The sequence below is a fragment of the Halorubrum xinjiangense genome (assembly GCF_900102375.1).
Classification (GTDB): domain Archaea; phylum Halobacteriota; class Halobacteria; order Halobacteriales; family Haloferacaceae; genus Halorubrum; species Halorubrum xinjiangense.
On sequence record NZ_FNBO01000017.1, the window covers coordinates 15,047 to 34,709 of the forward strand.

At 72.4% G+C, this 19,663-nt stretch carries 18 protein-coding genes; 9 read left to right on the forward strand and 9 right to left on the reverse strand.

Annotated elements, in window-relative coordinates; translation table 11 throughout:
- Genes F3H13_RS14740 through F3H13_RS14750 form a run of 3 tightly spaced genes read right to left on the reverse strand, consistent with a single transcriptional unit; the run spans nucleotide 1 to nucleotide 1,898 of the window.
- Complete coding sequence (locus F3H13_RS14740) at nucleotides 1-945, reverse strand: ABC transporter substrate-binding protein (RefSeq protein WP_149799757.1); 945 nt, start codon at nucleotides 943-945, stop codon at nucleotides 1-3.
- A 24-nt stretch (nucleotides 946-969) separates the two neighbouring features.
- Nucleotides 970-1,251 (reverse strand): hypothetical protein, encoded by a 282-nt coding sequence (locus F3H13_RS14745; protein ID WP_149799758.1) that lies wholly within the window; start codon nucleotides 1,249-1,251, stop codon nucleotides 970-972.
- A complete protein-coding gene (locus F3H13_RS14750) occupies nucleotides 1,248-1,898 on the reverse strand; it encodes a class I SAM-dependent methyltransferase (protein ID WP_149799759.1) in 651 nt (216 codons plus the stop codon). The genes F3H13_RS14745 and F3H13_RS14750 overlap by 4 nt, the downstream gene beginning before the upstream one ends.
- Nucleotides 1,899-1,998: 100 nt before the next feature.
- Here F3H13_RS14750 and F3H13_RS14755 point away from each other — a divergent pair, with 100 nt between their 5' ends.
- Complete coding sequence (locus F3H13_RS14755; RefSeq protein ID WP_149799760.1) at nucleotides 1,999-2,361, forward strand: VOC family protein; 363 nt, start codon at nucleotides 1,999-2,001, stop codon at nucleotides 2,359-2,361.
- An 87-nt stretch (nucleotides 2,362-2,448) separates the two neighbouring features.
- Here F3H13_RS14755 and F3H13_RS16315 read toward each other — a convergent pair whose 3' ends face one another.
- From F3H13_RS16315 to F3H13_RS14770, 4 genes are all read right to left on the reverse strand, one after another.
- Entirely contained in the window at nucleotides 2,449-2,625 is a 177-nt protein-coding gene (locus tag F3H13_RS16315; protein ID WP_188128085.1) for a hypothetical protein, read from the reverse strand.
- Nucleotides 2,626-3,224: 599 nt separating this feature from the next.
- Entirely contained in the window at nucleotides 3,225-4,277 is a 1,053-nt protein-coding gene (locus tag F3H13_RS14760; protein ID WP_149799761.1) for a zinc-dependent alcohol dehydrogenase family protein, read from the reverse strand.
- 82 nt (nucleotides 4,278-4,359) lie between these two features.
- Nucleotides 4,360-5,364 (reverse strand): alcohol dehydrogenase, encoded by a 1,005-nt coding sequence (locus F3H13_RS14765; RefSeq protein WP_149799789.1) that lies wholly within the window; start codon nucleotides 5,362-5,364, stop codon nucleotides 4,360-4,362.
- 76 nt (nucleotides 5,365-5,440) lie between these two features.
- Nucleotides 5,441-6,385 carry a glycosyltransferase gene (locus F3H13_RS14770; protein ID WP_149799762.1) on the reverse strand — a complete coding sequence of 315 codons (945 nt, stop codon included), beginning with the start codon at nucleotides 6,383-6,385 and terminating at the stop codon, nucleotides 5,441-5,443.
- A 327-nt stretch (nucleotides 6,386-6,712) separates the two neighbouring features.
- Here F3H13_RS14770 and F3H13_RS14775 point away from each other — a divergent pair, with 327 nt between their 5' ends.
- The 4 genes from F3H13_RS14775 (at nucleotide 6,713) to F3H13_RS14790 (ending at nucleotide 13,100) form a co-directional block, all read left to right on the forward strand.
- Nucleotides 6,713-9,145, forward strand: a complete 2,433-nt coding sequence (locus F3H13_RS14775) for a type II/IV secretion system ATPase subunit (protein WP_149799763.1) — start codon at nucleotides 6,713-6,715, stop codon at nucleotides 9,143-9,145.
- Complete coding sequence (locus F3H13_RS14780; RefSeq protein ID WP_188128086.1) at nucleotides 9,142-11,211, forward strand: type II secretion system F family protein; 2,070 nt, start codon at nucleotides 9,142-9,144, stop codon at nucleotides 11,209-11,211. Before F3H13_RS14775 ends, F3H13_RS14780 begins: the two co-directional genes overlap by 4 nt.
- A gap of 114 nt (nucleotides 11,212-11,325) precedes the next feature.
- Entirely contained in the window at nucleotides 11,326-12,030 is a 705-nt protein-coding gene (locus F3H13_RS14785; protein ID WP_149799764.1) for a hypothetical protein, read from the forward strand.
- Between the two features lie 374 nt (nucleotides 12,031-12,404).
- Entirely contained in the window at nucleotides 12,405-13,100 is a 696-nt protein-coding gene (locus tag F3H13_RS14790) for a CRISPR-associated protein Cas4 (protein ID WP_149799765.1), read from the forward strand.
- 49 nt (nucleotides 13,101-13,149) lie between these two features.
- Here the strand turns inward: F3H13_RS14790 and F3H13_RS14795 are convergent, their stop codons facing one another.
- On the reverse strand, nucleotides 13,150-13,638 hold the full coding sequence (locus tag F3H13_RS14795) for a cupin domain-containing protein (RefSeq protein ID WP_149799766.1): 489 nt from the start codon (nucleotides 13,636-13,638) through the stop codon (nucleotides 13,150-13,152).
- Between the two features lie 325 nt (nucleotides 13,639-13,963).
- Between F3H13_RS14795 and F3H13_RS14800 the strand changes: the two genes are divergently transcribed.
- Nucleotides 13,964-15,541, forward strand: coding sequence for an alpha-isopropylmalate synthase regulatory domain-containing protein (locus tag F3H13_RS14800; RefSeq protein WP_149799767.1), 1,578 nt, complete (start codon nucleotides 13,964-13,966; stop codon nucleotides 15,539-15,541).
- Between the two features lie 62 nt (nucleotides 15,542-15,603).
- Complete coding sequence (locus F3H13_RS14805) at nucleotides 15,604-15,915, forward strand: hypothetical protein (protein ID WP_149799768.1); 312 nt, start codon at nucleotides 15,604-15,606, stop codon at nucleotides 15,913-15,915.
- A 52-nt stretch (nucleotides 15,916-15,967) separates the two neighbouring features.
- Here F3H13_RS14805 and F3H13_RS14810 read toward each other — a convergent pair whose 3' ends face one another.
- Entirely contained in the window at nucleotides 15,968-17,413 is a 1,446-nt protein-coding gene (locus tag F3H13_RS14810) for an MATE family efflux transporter (protein ID WP_149799769.1), read from the reverse strand.
- A 143-nt stretch (nucleotides 17,414-17,556) separates the two neighbouring features.
- Between F3H13_RS14810 and F3H13_RS14815 the strand changes: the two genes are divergently transcribed.
- Nucleotides 17,557-17,964 carry a gamma-glutamylcyclotransferase family protein gene (locus F3H13_RS14815; protein WP_149799770.1) on the forward strand — a complete coding sequence of 136 codons (408 nt, stop codon included), beginning with the start codon at nucleotides 17,557-17,559 and terminating at the stop codon, nucleotides 17,962-17,964.
- A gap of 278 nt (nucleotides 17,965-18,242) precedes the next feature.
- Nucleotides 18,243-19,454, forward strand: a complete 1,212-nt coding sequence (ilvA, locus tag F3H13_RS14820; protein WP_149799771.1) for a threonine ammonia-lyase — start codon at nucleotides 18,243-18,245, stop codon at nucleotides 19,452-19,454.
- The last annotated feature ends 209 nt before the right edge of the window (nucleotides 19,455-19,663 follow it).

The following is a 19,663-nucleotide window of genomic DNA, read 5'->3' on the forward strand; positions in this document are numbered from 1 at the left end:
TCACCCGCCGTCGGCTCGGACGGACCGCGTCGTCGCGCGCTCGACCCGCGCGATCCGGTCGTGCGCGGCCGGGGGTGTCGCGGCGTGGTCGGGATGGAGACAGGCAAACAGCGCCTCCAGCGAGTCGACGAGCCGGTGGCTCGGCCGGTTGAACAGGCCGTTGCCGTCGACCGCGTAGGCGCGGTCGTCCGCGACCGCGCGCAGGTCGTCGAAGCCGGGCCGTTCCGCGAGGTCACCGACCGCGTCGGCGGCGCGGTCGCGGTCGAACCCGCAGGGGGCGACGACGAGCGCCTCGGGGTCGGCGTCGACGACGCCGTCCCACGCGACCGGCTCGGAGGGGCCGTCCGGCTGGAACGACGGGTCGCCGCCCGCGAGCTCGACCATGTCGCGCACCCAGTGGCCCGCCCGAATCGGCGGGTCGGTCCAGTCGAGGACGGCGGTCCGGGGCCGCCCCTCGTCGGCGACCGCCTGCTTAGCGCGCTCGCGGACGGCGTCGACGCGCTCGCGGAGATCGGCGCGGAGCGCGGTCGCGGCCGCCTCCTCGCCGACCGCCTCGCCGATCCGCACGACGTCGTCGAGGGCGTCCGCGAAGGAGTGCGGGTCACAGGCGAGCACGTCGGGCGCGGGGTCGAGCCGCGCGGCGGCCGCGCGGACCTCGCTCGCGTCGACCGCGCAGACGTCGCAGGTGGCCTGCGTGACGAGTAGGCCGGGCGCCAGGGCCGCGAGCCGCTCCTCGTCAAGGTCGTAGACCGCGCCGTCGACGTCGCGCATCTGCTCGTCGATGTCGGCGGCCGAGCGGTCCGCGTGGTCGACGACCGTGCTCGTCAGCGTCGGCAGGTCGCGGGCGGCCGGCGGGTGGTCGCAGCTGTGGGAGACGCCGACCGGTTCGACGCCGAGAGCGAACAGCGTTTCCGTGGCGGAGGGGAGCAGGGAGGCGACGCGCATAGGCGGAGATAGGCGCTCGGCGGCCTAAAGTGAGGGGTCCGACCCGGCGACGGCGTCCGCGGTCGCCGTCGCGTACGCGGCCGCGAGGTCGCCGTTCGGCAGCGCGTCGAGCGCGGCCGCGCAGCCCCACCGAACGCGGTCGCGGCGCTCGCCGGTCGGGAGCTTGTTCGTCGCCACCGTCTCGGCCGTGTCGAGGGCCGCCCGCGCGGTGGGCTCGTCGCCCTCGGCCGCCGCGTCGGCCGCCGCCGCGAGCAGCTGTTCGAGGCTCGCGCGCACGTCGTGGGGCACCTCGTCGGGGGCGGTCACGGCCGCGACGGGGAATCGTCGGCTCGGTCGCCCGTCAGCGTCGCGAACGCGAACTCGGTGCTGCTGCCCAGCGGGTCGCTCGCGGTCGTCGTCTCGACGTCGGCGAATCCCGCCGCGCGGAGCTGGTCGAGCGTGCGCTCGCGGCCGGGCGCGGAGAAGAACATCCGGCCGCCCATCCAGCCGCGCCGGACCGTCTCGAACCGGCCGCTCGGCAGCGTCAACAGGAGTCGACCGCCGGGGCGGAGGACGCGCGCGAACTCCTCGTAGACGGCGGGGTGGCGCTCGCGCTCGACGTGAAACACCGCATGGTATGCCGTTATCGCGTCGAAGCGATCGGCCGTGAACGGGAGCGCCGACATCTCGCCGTGGACGAGTCGCGCGTCCGGCACCGTCTCCGCCGCGAGGTCGAGCCCGCGCCGGGAGACGTCGAGCCCGACGCTGCCCGGCGGGAGGTTTGCGAGGGTCCGCGCGCCGTCGCCGCAGCCGGCGTCGAGGACGAGGGGGTCGCCGTCGCCGCCTCGTGGGTCGCCCGCCAGCGAGTCGAGCAGGTCGTCGATCAGCGCCGCGTCCGAGCCGTCGGGGTCGCGGCGGGCGGCGTACGTCTCGGCGACCTCGTCCCACGCGCGACGCACCGCGTTGCGGTCCATACGGTACGTACGAGCGCGACCGCCATGATTGCTCGGGGGAGCCGGTACCGCGCCGCGCCTGCGATCGGGAATTTATTACGGCGGGGCGCGACGCCGACGCATGGAGATACTCCACACCTGCCTGAACGTCGCGGACGCCGACCGGACCGCCGACTGGTACGTCGACGAACTCGGGTTCGAACGGTCGTGGGAGTTTACCATCGACGACACCCGCAACGTGTACGTCGCCGACGACAGCGGCGTCGAGTTCCAGCTGTCGGACACGGCCGGCGAGGAGCCGAGCGCGGACGGCGACCGCTACGACCACGTCGCCGTCGGCGTCGACGACGTGGACGCGGCGTTCGAGGCCCTCGACCACCACGGCGTCGTCGAGGCGCCGACCGACCACCCGGAGGCCGGCGCGCGGGTCGCCTTCGTGAAGGATCCCGACGGCCACGTCGTCGAACTGATCGAACCGCTCTGAGGCGGCTGCGAGGGCGGCGCCGTCGCTATGCGGCACGACGCGCGCGATAGAAAATCGGGGTTCGAGGCGGGGTCGTTCCCGACCGCGTCAGTCGTCGGCCGGGGCGCGCGGCTCCGCCGGGGGCTCGGACTCCTCCGTCTCGCGCGCCGGCTCGTCGACCGCGTCAACGTCGGGGATCTCGTCGGCTTGCTCGTCCGCCTCCTCGGACCGGTGACGCGCCTGAATCTCCGTCCACGTGCGCGCCTCGTCGTAATGATGGCACATGACAACAGGTAACAAGGACTTGAGCGTACTAAAGGTTACGCCGATACCGCCGAAATCGAACGTTTAAGCGGTTCTCCCATCGGTGCGTCCGAGTGCTTATAAACGGAAGCTGGCCCAGCGAAGTCTTCTGGATCCACGGCCGCTCACTTATAAATAGTCAAATCCGGATCGACAGAGAACACCACCAAAGCCCCAGCCGGGAGGCGGGCGTACGCTCGCGGTCGTTCGAAAGGCGCGAAGCGCCTTTCGTGATGACGAGACGCCTCCGGCGTCTCGAACCACGCTCCTCGCTCAGTCGCTACCGCTCCTTCGCTGCGGTGCTTCCGTCGTCATCAGAACGCTTCGCGTTCTGATTGGCTCACGAGAGCTCTGCTCTCGTGAACGCCTGCGCCCGCCTCCCGGCTGCCCCTTTGATTCCCGCCCCCCACAGCGACCGCACCTCTCGCCTCCCCAACCTCGCCGCTCACGCCCTCCGGGCGTTCGCGGCATCCCTCGCGCGTGCTGACTCGCGGCCGCCGGGGGCGGCCGCTCGCAGGCACGCGCCAATATTTAAAAATCGGTTTAGTGGAGTCAGCGCGGAGGGCGGGGCTCGCGGCCGATTACGCGTCCCCGTGCGGCTTCACCAGCACCTTGATCGCCTCGCGCTCGTCCATCATGCGGTACCCCTCGGCGACGTCGTCGAGGCCGACCGACTCGGTGAAGATGGGCGCGGGGTCGAGCGTCCCCTGAAGCACGTCGTCCATCAGTTCCTCGGCGTACGCGCGGACGGGGGCGACCCCGCCCGCGAGCGTCACGTTGTCGCCGAACATCCCGAACACGTCGAGCCCCTCGTCTTCGACGCCGTAGGGGACGCCGACGTAGCCGATCGTGCCGCCGGGCCGGACCGCGTCGATGGCGGTGTTCATCGCGCTCGCGGCACCGACGCACTCCATCACGTGGTTCGGCCCGCCGTAGGTGAGTTCCTGGATCCGCTCGACCGCGGCCTCGCCGCGCTCGGAGACGGTCTCCGTGGCGCCGAACTCCTCGGCGAGTTCGAGACGGTCCTCATGGTGGCCGACGGCGATGATTCGCTCGGCGCCGAGCCGGCGGGCCGCGAGCACGCCACAGAGCCCGACCGCGCCGTCGCCAATGACGGCCACGGTCGAGCCCTCCTCGACGCCCGCGCTGACGGCCGCGTGATGCCCGGTTCCCATCACGTCGGTGAGCGGGAGGAGCGAGCGGAGGGTGTCCTCGTCGTCGGCGTACCGGTCGGGGACGCGGACGAGGGTACCGTCGGCGTGGGTCGACCGGACGTACTCCCCCTGGCCGCCGCCGTTGTCGCCGCCCCACGAGTCGCCGTTCGCACAGGAGGTGTGGAGCCCCTTCCGACAGAACTCGCACTCGCCACAGGAGATCGCGAAGGGGGCGAGCACGCGGTCGCCGGGGGCGACACTCGTGACGTCGTCGCCGACCGCCTCGACGATCCCCATCGGCTCGTGGCCGACCGGCGAGCCCGCGTCGCGGTCGCTGTCGCCGCGGTAGAACCAGAGGTCCGAGCCGCAGACCGCGGTGTGGGTCACGCGGACGATCGCGTCGGTTGGTGCCTCGATCTCGGGCCGAGGTCGCTCTTCCACGTCGATCTCGCCGGGGCCGTTGAAGACGGCTGCGCGCATACCGCGGCTGCGAGCGGCTCGCACAAAAGCACGGCGGGTCCGGCGATCCGCGGGGACGGGAGCGACCGCTCCGAGGCGTCGTCTACGGCTCCAAGACGACCCGGAAGCGCGCCTCGTTGTCGGCCATCCGGTCGTACGCGTCGGTGACCTCGTCGAGCGCGAACGTCTCGACCTCGGGCGTGATGTCGCGGAGGGCGCTGAACTCCAGGGTATCCTGCGAGTCGCGAGCGTGACCCGACCCCCATCCCTCGACCGCGCCGCGGGCCCCGACCAGCTGCTGGGCGTCGACCGACACCGGCTCGCCGGGGATGCCGGCGATTATCACGGAGCCGTCGACCCCGAGCCCGCCCACGACGGACTCGATGGCGTCGCTCGCGGGCGCGGTCGTGAGGACGACGCTCGCGCCGCCGAGTTCCTGGAGCCGTTTGGCCGGGTCCGCCTCGGCGGCGTTCACGAAGTGGTCGGCCCCGAGATCCCTCGCGAGCGACTCCTTGTCGGGGCTTCGCGAGACGGCGACCGTCTCGTAGCCGGCGGCGTGGGCGTACTGGACCGCGAGGTGGCCGAGGCCGCCGACGCCGACGACCGCGACGAGGTCGCCGGCGCGCGCGTCGGAGTTGCGCAGTGCGTTGTAGGTGGTGATCCCGGCGCAGAGCAGCGGCGCGGCGTCGACCGCGTCGAGGTCGTCGGGGATCGCCGCCAGCGCCTCCGCGGGGACCGTCGTATACTCGGCGTACCCGCCGTCGAAGCTCAGGCCGGTGATCTCTGCGTTCTCGCACTGGAGGAACTGCCCGCGACGGCACGGCTCGCAGGTGAAGCAGTGCCCCCCGTGCCAGCCCGCGCCGACGCGCTCGCCCGCCTCCCACGCGTCGACGTCGTCGCCGACCGCGTCGACCGTCCCGGCGATCTCGTGGCCGGGGACGCGCGGGTAGCTCACGCCGGGGTACGACCCATCTACGACGAACTCGTCGCTGCGACAGATCCCGCACGCGTCGACGGCGACACGGACCTCGCCGGGGCTTGGCTCGGGGATCTCCCGTTCGACGAGTTCGAACTCGGCACCGGGCTCGGGTACGACCGCGGCTCGCATGGTGTCCGTCATCGGTGTACGGTCCGGGAGAGACGGGAAAGAACCTGACGCCGTCGGCAGGGAGGCGGGCGGACGGTCACTCCTCGCCCCGGTCGAGGACGGTCACGTCGTACAGCGACAGCCACCGGTAGCGGCGTCCGCCCCACTCGAACTCGACGCGGAAGAGCGCGTAACACAGCGGCGCGAGGACGAGCGCGTACCCCGGCACCGCGAGGAGAAACGTCCAGCGGCGAACGCCGAGCGCCGCGTACGCGGCCGCGGCGACCCCGGTCACCAGCGGGACGGTGAGGAACGGCGCGAGGAGCGTTCCGAGGAGGACGGCGAGCGACACCAGGATCCTGGACGCGATGCCGCCGGGGTCGAGGTACAGGCCCATCCGGGTCCACCGCACCCGTCGGGCCACCGTTCCGCGGAGCGTGCCGTCGACTGGCATCTCGCGGACGAGCGAGCGCGCCGTCTCGATCCCGTCGGCCCGCTCCGCCAGGAGGGCGTCGTCGCCCACGGTCCGCCGGAGGTCGCCGACGAACGCGTCGAGGTCGATATCGTCGCGCCGGAACGCAATCGTTCCGCCCCAGACGCCCGTGTCGAAGCGGACGCTCCGCGCGACGCCGATGACGCTTGAGGGCTCCAGCAGCTTGCCGAGGGGGCCCTCGCTGGCCAACACCGGCGCCGTCGAGAGCACGTGCCCGTCGGGAGTCCGCGCGAGTCGCCGCCGGACGGTGTCCAGCCACCCGTCGCCGTGCTCGAAGTCGGCGTCGGTACACACCAGCCGGTCGTGCGCAGCGCGCGCCAACCCCGCCGCCAGCGCGTTACACTTCGCCGAACAGTCCGTCGGCTCCCCGGCGACGACGACCGTCGCCGCGCGCTCCGCGGCCGCCTCGACGACGGGGTCCGTCCGGCGGTCGCAGACAACGAGGAACTCGTCCGCGGGCGTCGTCTGCGCCGCCAGCTCGTCGCAGGCGACGGTCCACTCCCGCGTCGGCAACACGACGCTCACCGGCGCCGCCGAGGGGCCAGCCATCGACGGATCGTCGGATGTCAGAATAATATACCTACCGGTAGGTCGCGTCACCGGTCGACTCCGTGTCGGCCTTTACCGGCCGCATAAGCTGACTCTCGCGGCGAAACGCCGCCGTTTATAAAATCTGAAACAAGTAAGATAGCGGAGAAGAAAACGCTTAACAGACTCACCGGGCGTCCCGCAGACGAGGACAATGACGACGAGGCGAGGCGGGCGGCGGCGGCCAAAGTTGTCAAGGAAGCGAGACGGGCAGCAGAGGCCGAAGTTGTCGAGGAAGCGAGGCAAGCAGCGGAAGCGGAGCGAGTCGACCCGGCGGGGGGCCGAGCCGTGAGCGACGGCGCGACCCTCCGGATCGTCGACGATCCCGACGACGACCCGGGCGGCGCGGTCCCCGCGCCGGTGCCGCCGGACGATCCCGAGGCGTGGTACGCGCCGGACGTCCGGGCGCAGTACGAGGCGGCGCCCGGCGTCGTCGCGACGATTCGCGAGCGCGACGGCGGCCGGTTCGGCTACGACGTCCGCGAGCCGCCGCTGTCGGCCGCCGACGAGCGGGCGCTCGACCGCGTCCGCGACCGCTTCTCCGCGGTGCGGCACCGCCGCCCCCTCACCCGGGTCGGGGTCGTCGAGCGCGCCGAGCGGGGGTTCGAGTCGAAGTACGCGCAGGCGATCGACCGGCTGGTGGACGCGAGCGCGGCCGCGCGCCGCCGTCTCGACTACCACGCGCTGCGGGAGTTCCGGCTGCTCGGCGAGCTCACCCCGGTCGCCTTAGACGATCGGATCGAGGTCGCGGACGTGGGCGACGACCGCGAACTGGTCGTCCACACCGAGACGTTCGCGCCGCTGGAGACCGGTATCGACGCCGACGCCGACTACGTTGAGCGGGTGGCCGCCGAGCGGCTCGCGCAGTATGCGGTCGAGTTCGCCGGCATCCCGGTCGAAGTGGTCGTCTACCGCGAGCGGCTGCTCGGCTCCGACGCGTTCGAGACGAAGTACGCCGTGTTAGAGCCGGACCTGCTGCCCGGCGACGAGGCGCTCATCGAGGAGTGCAAGTCGCGCATCTGGGAGACGACCGTGAGCGACGTGATCGAGGACCGCGAGTCGTTCGTCGCCGCCCGCGCCCGCCGGTTCCTCTCGCGCCGGCTCACCGCGCGCAACACCCGGGCGTGGCTCGACGCCGCGGTCCACCGGGCGCGGGCCGCGCTCGCGGACCGGGGGCTCGCCGCGCCGCCGGTCGACTCGCGGTTCGCCCGCGACCGGCTCGACGACCTCGCGTACTACGTGTTGCGCGACTTCGTCGGCGAGGGAATCCTGACGGTGCCGATCCGCGATCCGCACCTCGAGGACGTGGAGGCGAACCGCGTCGGCGAGCGCGTGAAGGTCGTCCCCCGCGCCTCGGTGCTTTCGGGGTCGACGGACGAGGCGGGCGAGGCGGGCGGGTTCGAGGCCGACGACGCCCCCGAGGCCGGCGCGCGGATCCCGACGAACCTCGCGTTCGAAGCGGAGACGACGTTCGTCGACGTCGTCACGGGGATCGCCGCCCGCGACGGCACGGAGCTGAACGCCTCGACGCCCTCCGCGAAAGTGAACCTCGAACTCGACGGCGTGCCACAGACGATACGGTGTGCGGTGGCGCTGCCCGTCATCTCGGAGGGCGGGCCGCACGTCTCGATACGCAAGCAGCGCGCCGACGCGCTCACGCCGGTCGACCTGATCGAGCGGGGGACACTGTCGGTCGACCTCGTCACGCTGCTGTGGCTGCTGTACGAGCACCGCGGCGTCGTCCTTTTCGCGGGGCCGACTGGCGTCGGAAAGACGACGCTTCTCAACGCCCACGCGCCGTTCATCCCCTTCGACGCCCGGCCGGTCTCCGTCGACGAGGGGTCTCGCGAGGTCCGGCTCCCCCACGAGACGGGCGTCTCGCTCACCACCCGCGACCACGAGGACGCCTACAAGTCGGTCGGCATGGCGGAGCTGATGACTGAAGCCAATTATCTTAACCCCGACGTGGAGGTGATAGCCGAGATCAACACGCCCGAGAGCTTCGAGACCTTCGCGGAGAGCTTGAACACGGGCCACGGCGTGATCGGCACGACGCACGCGGAGGACGTCGAGGCGCTCGCCAACCGCCTGCGCGAGCGCGACCTGCCCGCCCGCCTACTTCGCGAGGTCGACCTCGTGGTTTTCCCCCGGCAGGTCGACGGCGAGCGGTACGTCTCCCGGGCGATCGAGCCCCTCTCCGAGGCCGCGTACGACGGCCTCGACCCGGAGGCGAAACGGAGCCCGACCGGCGACCCGAAGCGCGGCGGCGCGGGCGTCGTCGAGGCCGGCGGCGAGTCCGTCCGGTACAACACGGTCGCCTGGCGCGACGGCGACGGGGCGTTCCGGTTCCCCGGCGCGCCGGGCGGTGACGCGAACGGGGGAGTCTCGAGGGCGAGCGCAGCGGGGGCCGGCGCGACCGGGTCGGGCGACTCTCCCGGCGACGGCCGCGCAGGCCCGCGGTTCCGCGTCTTCGATCGGATCGCGAACCGGACCGACCGCGACCGCGAGGCGGTCGCCGCCGAGTTCGAGTCGAAGCGCCGGTACGTGGAGTACCTCGTGCGCGACGGCGTCGACGACCCCGAGGATCTGTTCGAGTTCCTCGCCGACCTGCGCACCGACGAGGCGGCCACCGTCGAGCGCGCCGCCCGGACGATGGACCGCGACGGCGACGGAAGCGACGACCCTAGTCGGGCCGAGTCTGCGGACCGGAGGCGGCCGTGAGCCGACGCCGCGCGAGCGGGGCGGTGGAGGCGAGCGGGACGGTGGAGGCGAGCGCGGACGACGCTGGCGCGGACGGTGCGAGCGCGGTCGGGGCGGACGCAGACGACGCGAGCGCGGCCGACACCCTCGCGACGGGCAGTCGGCTGGCGGTCATCGACCGCGTCTGTTACGCGCTGTTCGCGCGCCACGCGAGTGATCGCAGGCACGACGCGGACCGGAAGCGGTACCGCGGGACGGCCCTCGATACGGGCTTCGAAACGTACCTGGCGCGGGCGTACGCCCTCTCGTGGGTCGTCGCGGTCGCCGCCTTCTTCCCTGCGCTGGTCGTCGCGACGGGGGCCGCCCCCGCGGTCGCGGCCGCGGTCGAGGCGCGGTTCGGCGCGGCGCTGCTCTCGTCGGGGTCGACGGCGGCGCCCGCGCCGACGCCGGACTCCGTCGGGCCGCTCCGGACGGACCGCGCCGCGCTGCTCGTCGCGGCGGCGGCCGCGCTCCTCGCGAAGCGCGCGACGGTTTCGACCGCCGGGGTCGGCCTCCGGTGGGTGGCCGCGACGCGGCGGACGGACATCGAGCGCACGCTTCCCGGGGCGGTGCGGTACCTCGAACTGCTCTCCTCGGGGAGCGACGAGCCGCGGGCGATGCTCCGGAAGGCGGCCGCCGGCGACGCGTACGGCGCCACCGCCACCTCGCTGCGGAAGGCGCTCAACGCCGCCCGGCTCGCCGGGAGCCTCGACGAGGGGCTCCGGCGGGTCGCCCGCGACACACCTTCGCGGGAGCTGCTCGCGCCGTTCCTCCTGAAGTTCCGGAAGCGGGCCGCGGCCGGCGACGAGGCGCTTTCCGAGTTCCTCGCCACCGAGCGCCGAATGCTCTCCCACCGGCAGGACCGCGCCCGGAAGCGCGCCAGACGGTTCCTCGAACTGCTCACGGAGCTGTTCGTCGCCGTGTTGGTGCTGCCGGCGCTGCTCGTCATCGGCGCGACCGCGCTGTCGGTCGTGATCCCCGAGCTGCTCCCGCCGGTCTCCACGCCGGTCGGGGTGGTGCCGACTCGCGCCGTGGTGCTGTACGGCGCCGTCGCGTTCCTCGTCGCGTTCGGGCTGGCGGCCGCGGTCGCGGTGGGCACGCTCCGGCCGCCGAGCCAGCGCGCGAGCTACGCGGCGCCCGCGAGCCCGCGGGCGATACTCGCAACGGCCGGGCACAACCCCGCCAGTACGGCGGTCGTCGCCGCGGGGCCGGCCGTCGCGCTCGCGGCCTGGCTCGCGGTCGCGGGCTACACGCTCGTCAACGTCGCCCTCGTCGGGTACGCCGCCTTCGCGGTGCCGGTCGGGCTGGTCGCCGCGCGGCGCACTCGGATCGACGACGCGAAGGACCGCGAGCTGGCCGACTTCGTCCACGCCGTCTCCGGCCACGTCGCGCAGGGGCGCCCGCTCGAAGCGGCGGTGGCGGCGGTCGCGCGCGACGACGACCTCGGCGTGCTCGACGACGACGTGGCCGACCTCGCGTTCGCGCTGCGGTCGACGACGGCGCCCGAGGGGACGGCCCAATCGGAGTCCGGCTCCGCCGAGGAGTCGCCCGCGGTCAACGTCCGCGGCGCCGCGATCGAGCAGTTCGTCGACCGCGTCGACACCCCCCTGGCGGCCCGGACGCTCGGGCTCGTCACTGGCGCGCTCGACGCGGGCGGCGACGCCGACGCGGTGTTCGAGACGCTCCGGATCGAGGTCGGGCGGCTGTACAGCGAGCAGCGCGCGCTCCGCTCGTCGATGCAGCCGTACATCGCGGTCGGCTGGGCCGCGGCGGTCCTCGTCGCCGGCGTCGTCGCGGTCGTGAACACGCAGGTGGTCGACGCCGCGCGGCTCGCCGAGATCGCCGCCGCCTCGGAGGCGGTGACGGAGCCGGAGGGGGTGTATCCGGAACTGGAACGCTTCCGGCTGTACGTCGTCACGCAGGCGACCATGCTGGCATCCGGCTGGTTCGCCGGGACCGCCGCGCGGGGGCGGTACGCGGCGCTGCTCCACTCCGGCGCGCTCGTGGCGTGCTGTTACCTGGTCTTTACCGTCGGTGGGTTGGTGTGAGGCCCGTCGGGGCGGAGCGCGCGACGCGCCGACGCCCGAGCGGGCGCCGCGCCACCAGAGCGGACGAGATGCCGACGCGAGGCTTTTCCACCCTGCCCGCGTAGTCAAAACCCCATGGACGAGAAGACCGCCGAACTCCGCGATCTGTTCGTCGAGGCCACCGGGTCGGAGAGCGTCACCGAGCGGCAGGCGGACGACCGCGGCACTCTCGTCGACCGCGACGACGAGGCAGTCGACGACGCGGTCCGCGAGCTCGTCGCCGCGATGCGCGAACGGTACGGCTTCTCGACGCCGCTCGGCGACGACGCCTACGCGCTGGTCGCCCGCGGCCGGTTCGACGACGCGGAGGACGCCGCGATCGCGGCGGCGATCCGGGACGGGCTCGGGGAGCGCGAGGACGCGGACGGCGACGCCGAAGTCGACGGCGACGCCGTGGTCGACCCCGAGGACGTCGACGCCGAGACGGTCCGCAAGGCGCGCCTCGACCTCCACCTCGTCCGCGAGTCGGACCGGGAGGTCGAGGCGCCCGACGAGAGCGGAGACCCACCGTTCAACTACGCCGACCTGAAGCGGCTCACCGCCGCCGGGAACTCCATCGTCGAGTGCGCCGAGCAGTTGGGCGCCGCGCCGGACGGTGTCGCTCGGTACGCCGCGGTCGCGCGCACCGACATCGCCTCCACGCGGGCGAACGACCGCTTCCGCGACGCGTTCCGCGACCTCCTCACTGACGCCGACATCGAGGGGTCGCTCGCGAGCGACGCCCGCGAGGACGGCCTCCGCGAGGCGACCGAGGATATCGAGACGGACGTCTCTTTATAAACAATTGGCTGTGGATCGTCGGTGAACACTTCCAAATCTCCGGCCGCTCTCTTATAAATAGCCAACTGCGATCCGGCGGTGAACACCTCCAAAGCCCCAGCCGGGAGGCGGGCGCACGCTCGCTGCGCTCCTCGTCACTCGCTTCGCTCGTTCCTGCGGTGCTTACGTCGCCTGCGCCCGCCTCCCGGCTGCCCCTTTGAGTCCCACCCCACCGCACAGCACCGCAGCCTCACGCCTCCCCAGCCTCGTCAGTCGCCCTCCGCGTTGCTCCGGGCGACTGACTCCCTCGCGCGTGCTGCTCGGCCGCAGAGCGGCCTCGCAGGCACGCGCCACCGCAGTTCTATTTATAAACGATGCCGCGGCCAGCCCGTCGCGTGACCCTCGTCCCATTCAGCGACCTGGCCCGCGCGGCGTACTGCCCCCGACAGCTCTACTACGTTCGGCGCGACGACGAGCGCAGCGTCCCGCCGAAGGCGCGCGAGCGCATCGACCTCGCGTTCCGGTACGACGAACTGGTCGACGCGCCGGATCGAGTGCTGCGGCGGCTACCCCTTCACCGGTCGCCGGCCGCCTACCGCCGGAATCTGGACCGCCTGCGCAAGCGCGAGGAGTACGGGAGCCTCGTCGATCCCGCGATCGAGCGTGGGTTCCTGTCAGGAAAGGACTGCCACGGCACCGTTCACAAGGTCTTGGAGCCGGCCGCAGGAACGGAAGAGTCGGACGAGGCTGCGCCGTCACCGCCGCCGATCCCGACGCTCGTCTCCTCGGGCGAGCCGCCGGCGAACGGCGTGTGGGAGCCGCAGGCGGTCCGCGCGGTCGGGCTCGCGAAGGCGCTGGCGTGGGAGCGCGAGCGGGAGATCGATCGGGCCTTAGTCGAGTATCCGGCGGTGGGCGTCGTCCGCGAGGTCCGACTGACGCTGCGGAAGAAGGCGGCGTACCGCGAGGCGCTCCGCGCGGCGCGGTCGATCGACGGCCCGCCGCCGCGCGTCGACGACGACCGCTGTGAGCCCTGCGACTACCGCGGAGAGTGCGGGACGCGGCGGCGGTCGATCCGGTCGCTGCTCGGCTGAACCGGGTGATACGGCGCGGGGCGGCCGTCACCGAGCGCTGCGAGGGACTCTACGGCGAGAACGACGTACCGCACTCGGTACAGGTGAAGCGGAACCGACCTTCGTCGGTGAGTTCCGTGTCTTGGACCCGTTCTTCGCCGCAGTCGCGGCAGTCGACGATCGATTCGATCTGGTCCCAGTCGTGGCGCGCGCCGGGCGCGCCGATCGCCCACGCGACCACCCCCTCGTCGGCGTCCGCGGGCACGAATCCGGACTGGAACTCGCCGGGCGCGAACCGGATCAGCTCGTCGGGGCCGACCGCGACCCGCTCGCGCTCGCGGCCGACCTCGAACGCCGCGGTGCCGGAGATGATATAGAATATTTCTTCCTGGTCGTCGTGGGTGTGGAGGCCGCCCGAGAACGCGTCGCCGGGCGCGAGCTCGAAGTAGTTCATCGCGACGTGGTCCGTTCCGAGCGCGCGCGAGACCGGCTTCCGGTGGTCGTGGACGTCCATGGGGTTCGTGACGACGTCGACGTCGTCGATCGCGACTCGCTCCATGGGGGTCGCTCTCAGGGGGAGCCCCTAACGCTGTCGGCGAGCCGCGCCGCGAGATCGTCGACGAGCCGCATCGAGGATTCCTCGGTGACTCCCCGGGCCGCGCCGACGATCGGTCGGTCATACCTGACGCGACCCGGCAGTTTATATGTGTGTGCGGCATCCGCACGGGTACGAATGACGCGAGACACTCGCGATCGTTCGGAGGATAGAGGAAGTCGCCTCGCGGCGGCTGGCCGCGAAATTCTCCGACGATAACGACTCCGGGGCACGACCGCCCCGCGGCGGCACCGACCCCGAGACCACCGCAGAGCCGACGGACCACCTTTTGACCCGAACACCGCTCACCGAACTCGACGAGGTACAGCTGTTAGACACCACCTTACGCGACGGCGAACAGATGCCGGGCGTCTCCTTATCCCCCGGCGAGAAGGTCGACGTCGCGCGCGAGCTCGACGCCGCCGGCGTCCACCTGGTCGAGGCCGGCTCGGCGTGTACCTCGGAAGGTGAGCGCGAGGCGATCCGCCGGGTCGCCGACGAGGGACTGGACGCGACCGTGACGAGCTTCGCCCGCGGCGTGAAGCAGGACGTCGACCACGCGCTCGACTGCGGCGTCGACGGGGTGAACCTCGTCGTCCCCGCCTCCGACAAGCACGTCGAGACGAAGGTGGGGTCGACCCGCGACGAGGTCGTCGAGACGACCGTCGAGCTCGTCGAGTACGCGAAGGATCACGGCCTGTGGGTGGAGGTGCTGGGCGAGGACGGCTCGCGGGCCGACCTCGACTACCTCGAACGCCTGCTCGGCTCCGGCCTCGACGCCGGCGCGGACCGGATCTGCTACTGCGACACGGTGGGCGCGGCCGACCCCGAGCGCACCGCGGCGGTCGTCTCGCGGCTCGCCGACCTCGGCCCGACGAGCCTCCACACCCACGACGATCTCGGCTTCGGGCTGGCGAACGTCCACGCGGGGCTGAAGGCGGGCGCCGACACCGTCCACGGCACCGTCCTCGGCGTCGGCGAGCGCGCCGGCAACGTCGCCCTCGAAGAGGTCGCGGTCGCGCTCGACCGCTCGTACGACGTCGACACCGTCGAGCTCTCCCGGCTCTACCGGCTCTGCCGGACCGTCTCGGAGGCGACGGGCGTCGCGCTCCCACCGAACAAGGCCGTCTGCGGCGCCAACGCCTTCGCCCACGAGTCCGGCATCCACACCGACGGCACGCTCAAGGACGGGACGATGTACGAGCCGTACCCGCCGGAGACGGTCGGCCGCGAGCGCCGGCTCGTCTTAGGCAAGCACGCGGGCCGCGCCGGGGTGAAGGCCGCGCTCGCCGAGCACGACGTGGCGGTCGACGACGACGAGCTGCGCGAGGTCGTCGCCCGCGTCAAAGAGCTCGGCGAGCGCGGGAAGCGCGTCACCGACGCCGACCTCCTCGCGGTCGCCGACGACGTCCGCGGGCGCGAGCGCGAGCGCCACGTCGAGCTCGTCGACCTCTCGGCGTCCTCCGGCGGCAACCTCCCGACCGCCTCGGTGCGGCTCCGGGTCGGCGACGAGGAGCGCGTCGCCTCCGGCACCGGCGCCGGCCCGGTCGATGCCGGGCTCGAGGCGGTCCGCGCGGCGCTCGCGGGCGACGGCGGCGACGAGCGGGGAGACGGAGAGGGGGCCGAAAGCGACGGCGTCGCCTTCGAGCTCGACTCCTACCACGTGGACGCCATCACGGGCGGCACGGACGCGGTCGTCACCGTCGAGGTCGACCTCTCGCGGGGCGACCGCTCAGTGAGCGTCTCGGCGTCCGACGCGGACATCACCCGCGCGAGCGTCGTCGGGATGGTCGACGGGCTCGACCGCCTGCTGGCCGCGGAGGCGGACGCGGCGGACGCCGAGCCGGGCGCCGTCGCCGACGACTGAGCGACGGGCGGGCGCGCCGGCGTCTGACGAGGTTTTTACCTGATGGCGTCCGACCTCGGGGTGTGAGCGTCGTCGTCGCGATCAAACCCTCGGCCCGCAAGCGGAACGCGAAGGTGGGACGGCTCGTCTTCGAAGACGGGACCCGCCACGCGTTCGAGAGCCGCGCGGCCGCCGAGCGGTGGGCGGACGATCTCTCGGCCGGCGACGGCCACGTCTGGGTCGCGAGCGCGCACCCCCGCGACGACGGCGACGCGGACTGTTACCTCGTCTCGCGGGCGACGAACGCGAAGCTGGAGGCCGCCTACGACAAGCGCCGCCGGCGGCTCAGGGGCGACCCGGGATCCGAACAGGAGTCGCTCGGCGGCGAGCCGTAAGCGGGCAGAAACGGCCGCGACGTCGGCGCTTCCGTCGCCGCGACGGCGTCGCCTACGAGGAGTTTTCGCCCGGCGCGGGGTCGGATTCGGCCCCCGGCTCCGCGTCGGACTCGGCGCCCGGCCCGGATCCCCGCGCGTCCATCATGTCCGCCGCGCGGCTCGCCCAGCCCGAGTAGCGGAAGCCGGCGGCGACGACGAGCGCCATCCAGGCGTAGGCGGCGAACACCCCGACGTACGCGCCTTCGGGACCGAACCCGGCGGTGCGACCGAGCAGCCACGAGAGTCCCAGGAAGAGGGCGAACATGCCTGAGACGCGCGCGACGAGAGGGATCCGGGTCTCGCTGGCGCCCTGTAGCGAGCCGGAGAGCGCGGAGAAGCAGGCGAGGGCGGCGCCGGCGATCCCGTACACCCGCGCGAAGTCGACCGCGGACGCGACCGTCGCCGCGTCGTCGGTGAAGATCGGAACGGCACGGGGGGCGGCGACGACGAGCCCGAGCCCGATCGCGCCGACCGTGAGCACGCCGAGGCTCGCGACCGCCCACCCGTTGAACCGCGCCGCCTCCGGATCGCCCTCGCCGAGCGCCTGCCCGACCAGGATCGACGCCGCGACGTTGTACCCGCGAGAGAGCGGACCGGTCACCTGCTGGTAGACGCGGCGGCCGATCTGGAAGCCGGCGTTGACCGTCTCGCCGAAGCCTAAGAGGAGCGCGTTGAACGGGAACTCCGCGATTTCGGAGCCGAACCCCTCCAAGACGCGGGGGGCGCTCACCACGAGGAGCTGCTTCGCGATCGTGAGGTCGCGCGGCCGCGCGAACTCCGCGTCGGTCCACGACCCCCAGACGGCGAAACAGAGCAGCCCGGCCGTGAGCACGTTAGCGCCCGCGGTCGCGAGGCCGACGCCGACGACCTCCAGCCGCGGGAGGCCGAACAGGCCCAGCCCGAGAACGACCGACCCGGCGATGTTGACGGAGTTGGCGGCGATGTTGACGTACATCGGTGTCCGGGTGTCTCCGGTCCCCTGAAGCGCGCGGGCGCCGACCAGAGCGACGTGGCGCGCGGGGGCGGTCGCGAACACGATCGCGAGGTACGTCGAGCCGAGGTCGACGACAGCGGGCGAGGTCTCCTCGCCGACGAGGCGGCCGAACACGTCGATCGCGAGCTCGCCGAAGAGGAAGCCGAAGAGGACGAACGGGACGCCCGCGAGCGCGCCGAGCAGAATCGCCTGCGTCACCGCCTCGTCGCGGTTCTCCGCGGCGCCGGCGCCGGTGTCCTGCGAGGAGAGCGCGATGGCGCCGCCGCCGAGGCCGAGCCCGATCCGCAGCGGGAACCGGGCGTACAGGTCCGCGAGCCCGATGGCGACGACCGCGGCCGGCGAGAACAGCGCGGTGACTAAGACGTCGGTCGTCCGCATCGCGGTGCGGAACGTCTGCTCGGCCATCACGGGCCACGCGAGCGAGAACACGCGCCGCCAGACGCGCCGCAGCCGCGGGAAGTCCATGCGTCGCCTTCGACGGACCCCCGCGGTATTGATATACCGGAGCCGGTCGGCGTCGCCGGAACCCGGCGTCGGAACGTGACGCCGCAGGGGTCCCCGTCGCGTCGCGCCCGAACGTTGAAGCCCGCGAGCGACCCACGGGCCCCATGGACGTCTTCGTGTACGGGACCCTGACCGAGCCCGACGCGGTCGCCGAGGTGGCGGACTCGTTCGTCTTCGTCGGGCCCGCGACGCTCGACGGCCTCCGCCTCGTCGAGGGGCGGTACCCGACGCTCGCGCCGGGCGGCGAGACCGCGGGACGGCTTCTCCGGACGGAGGCGGTCGACGCGCTCGACGCGTACGAGGACGTCGACGGCGGGTTGTACGTCCGCGAGCCCGTGCCGCTCGACGCTACGGCCGACTACCCGGAGACGGCCGCGGTGTACGTCGGCGACCCCGACCGCCTCGACGCGGACGCGACGTGGCCCGGGTCCGGCCCGTTCGCCGAGCGGGTGCGGTCGGTCCTCGACGAGCGCGGCGTGCGGGTGCGGCTCACCCACCGAGATCCCGTCTGACGGAGCGATGACGGCGCCGCAGTCGTGCGGTTTCACTTTCGCTCTGGTAGCCTCACCTTTTTGTATTCCCGTCGCTTCGTTTTACTCGCACGTCACACGCGTGCATTCCCCCCCCTTATCAACCGCGAGCCGCTGGGCCGTCGGTCCGGATCGCCGCGCAGTCGGTCCGGATCGCCATGCCGGACGACGCGGCGACCGCGGCGCCGCGGCCGCTCGCCGTCTTTCCTCGGTCGAGACCGACCGGAACCGATTAGCGGTCGGCGCGGCGACGAGGTGGCATGCTCAGTCTTGCCGACATCCGCGAGGCGCGCGAGCGGGTCTCGGGCGTCGCCCGGCACACGCCCCTGGAGCGGTCGCGCTCCTTTTCGGAGATGAGCGGCGCCGACCTCCACCTCAAGTTAGAGAACTTCCAGCGGACCGGCGCGTTCAAGATCCGCGGCGCGATGAACCGGATCCGGACGCTCTCGGACGCGGAGCGGGAGGCCGGCGTCGTCACCGCGAGCGCGGGCAACCACGCACAGGGCGTCGCGCTGGCGGCCAGCCGCGCAGGCGTCGACGCCACCGTCGTGATGCCGAAGTTCGCGCCCGTCTCGAAGGTGAAGGCCACCCGCGGGTACGGCGCGAGCGTCCGCCTGGAGGGCGTCGACTACGACGAGGCGCAAGCGTACGCGCACCAGCTGGAGCGCGAGGAGGGGCGCACCTACGTCCACGCGTTCGACGACCCGGTCGTGATGGCCGGGCAGGGGACGCTCGGCTTGGAGATCGTCGACGACTGTCCCGAGCTCGACACCGTCGTGGTCCCGATCGGCGGCGGCGGGCTGATCTCGGGGGTCGCGGTCGCGATCAAAGAACAGCTCCCCGACGCCCGCGTCGTCGGCGTTCAGGCGGAGGGCGCGGCCTCGGCCGCGAAGTCGCTCGAGGCGGGCGAGGTCACGGAGATCGACAGCGTCGACACGATCGCCGACGGGATCGCGACGCGGTCGGTCGGCGAGGGGACGCTCGACGTCATGGAGGAGTACGTCGACGAGGTCGTCACCGTCGACGACCGCGAGATCGCCTTAGCCCTCACGCTGCTCTTGGAGCGCGCGAAGACGCTCGTGGAGGGCGCGGGCGCGGTCGCGCTCGCCGCCGTCCTCTCGGACGCCTTCGAGTACGACGACGGCGAGACGGTCGTCGCCGCGCTCTGCGGCGGCAACATCGACCTCAACCGCCTCGGGACCGTGATCCGCCGGGGGCTCGTCCAGATGGGCCGGTACCTCAAGATCACGATCGACTTAAAAGACCGGCCCGGCGAATTAGAGCGCGTCTCCAGTATCGTCGCGCGCACCGGCGCGAACGTGTACGCGGTCCACCACGACCGCACCTCGCGGGACGTGGCCGTCAACGCCGCCGAACTCGAACTCGAATTAGAGACCGACGACGCCGAACACGCCGCCGACATCGTCGACGCGCTCGAAGCCGACGGGTACGAGGTCGAGATTCTGTCGTAACGGCGGCGAATCGACCGTTCGGCGACTGTGGCCGGCCGCTCGACGACCGGAACCAACCGTTCGGTGACCGGAACCAACTATTCGGTGACCGGAACCAACTATTCGGTGACCGGAACCAATTTTTTGATGATCAGAATCGACTATTTGATGGCCAAAAACGGTTTATTCCCCCATATACGTGAGTTTCAGGGAGCGTACCACCACGTCCG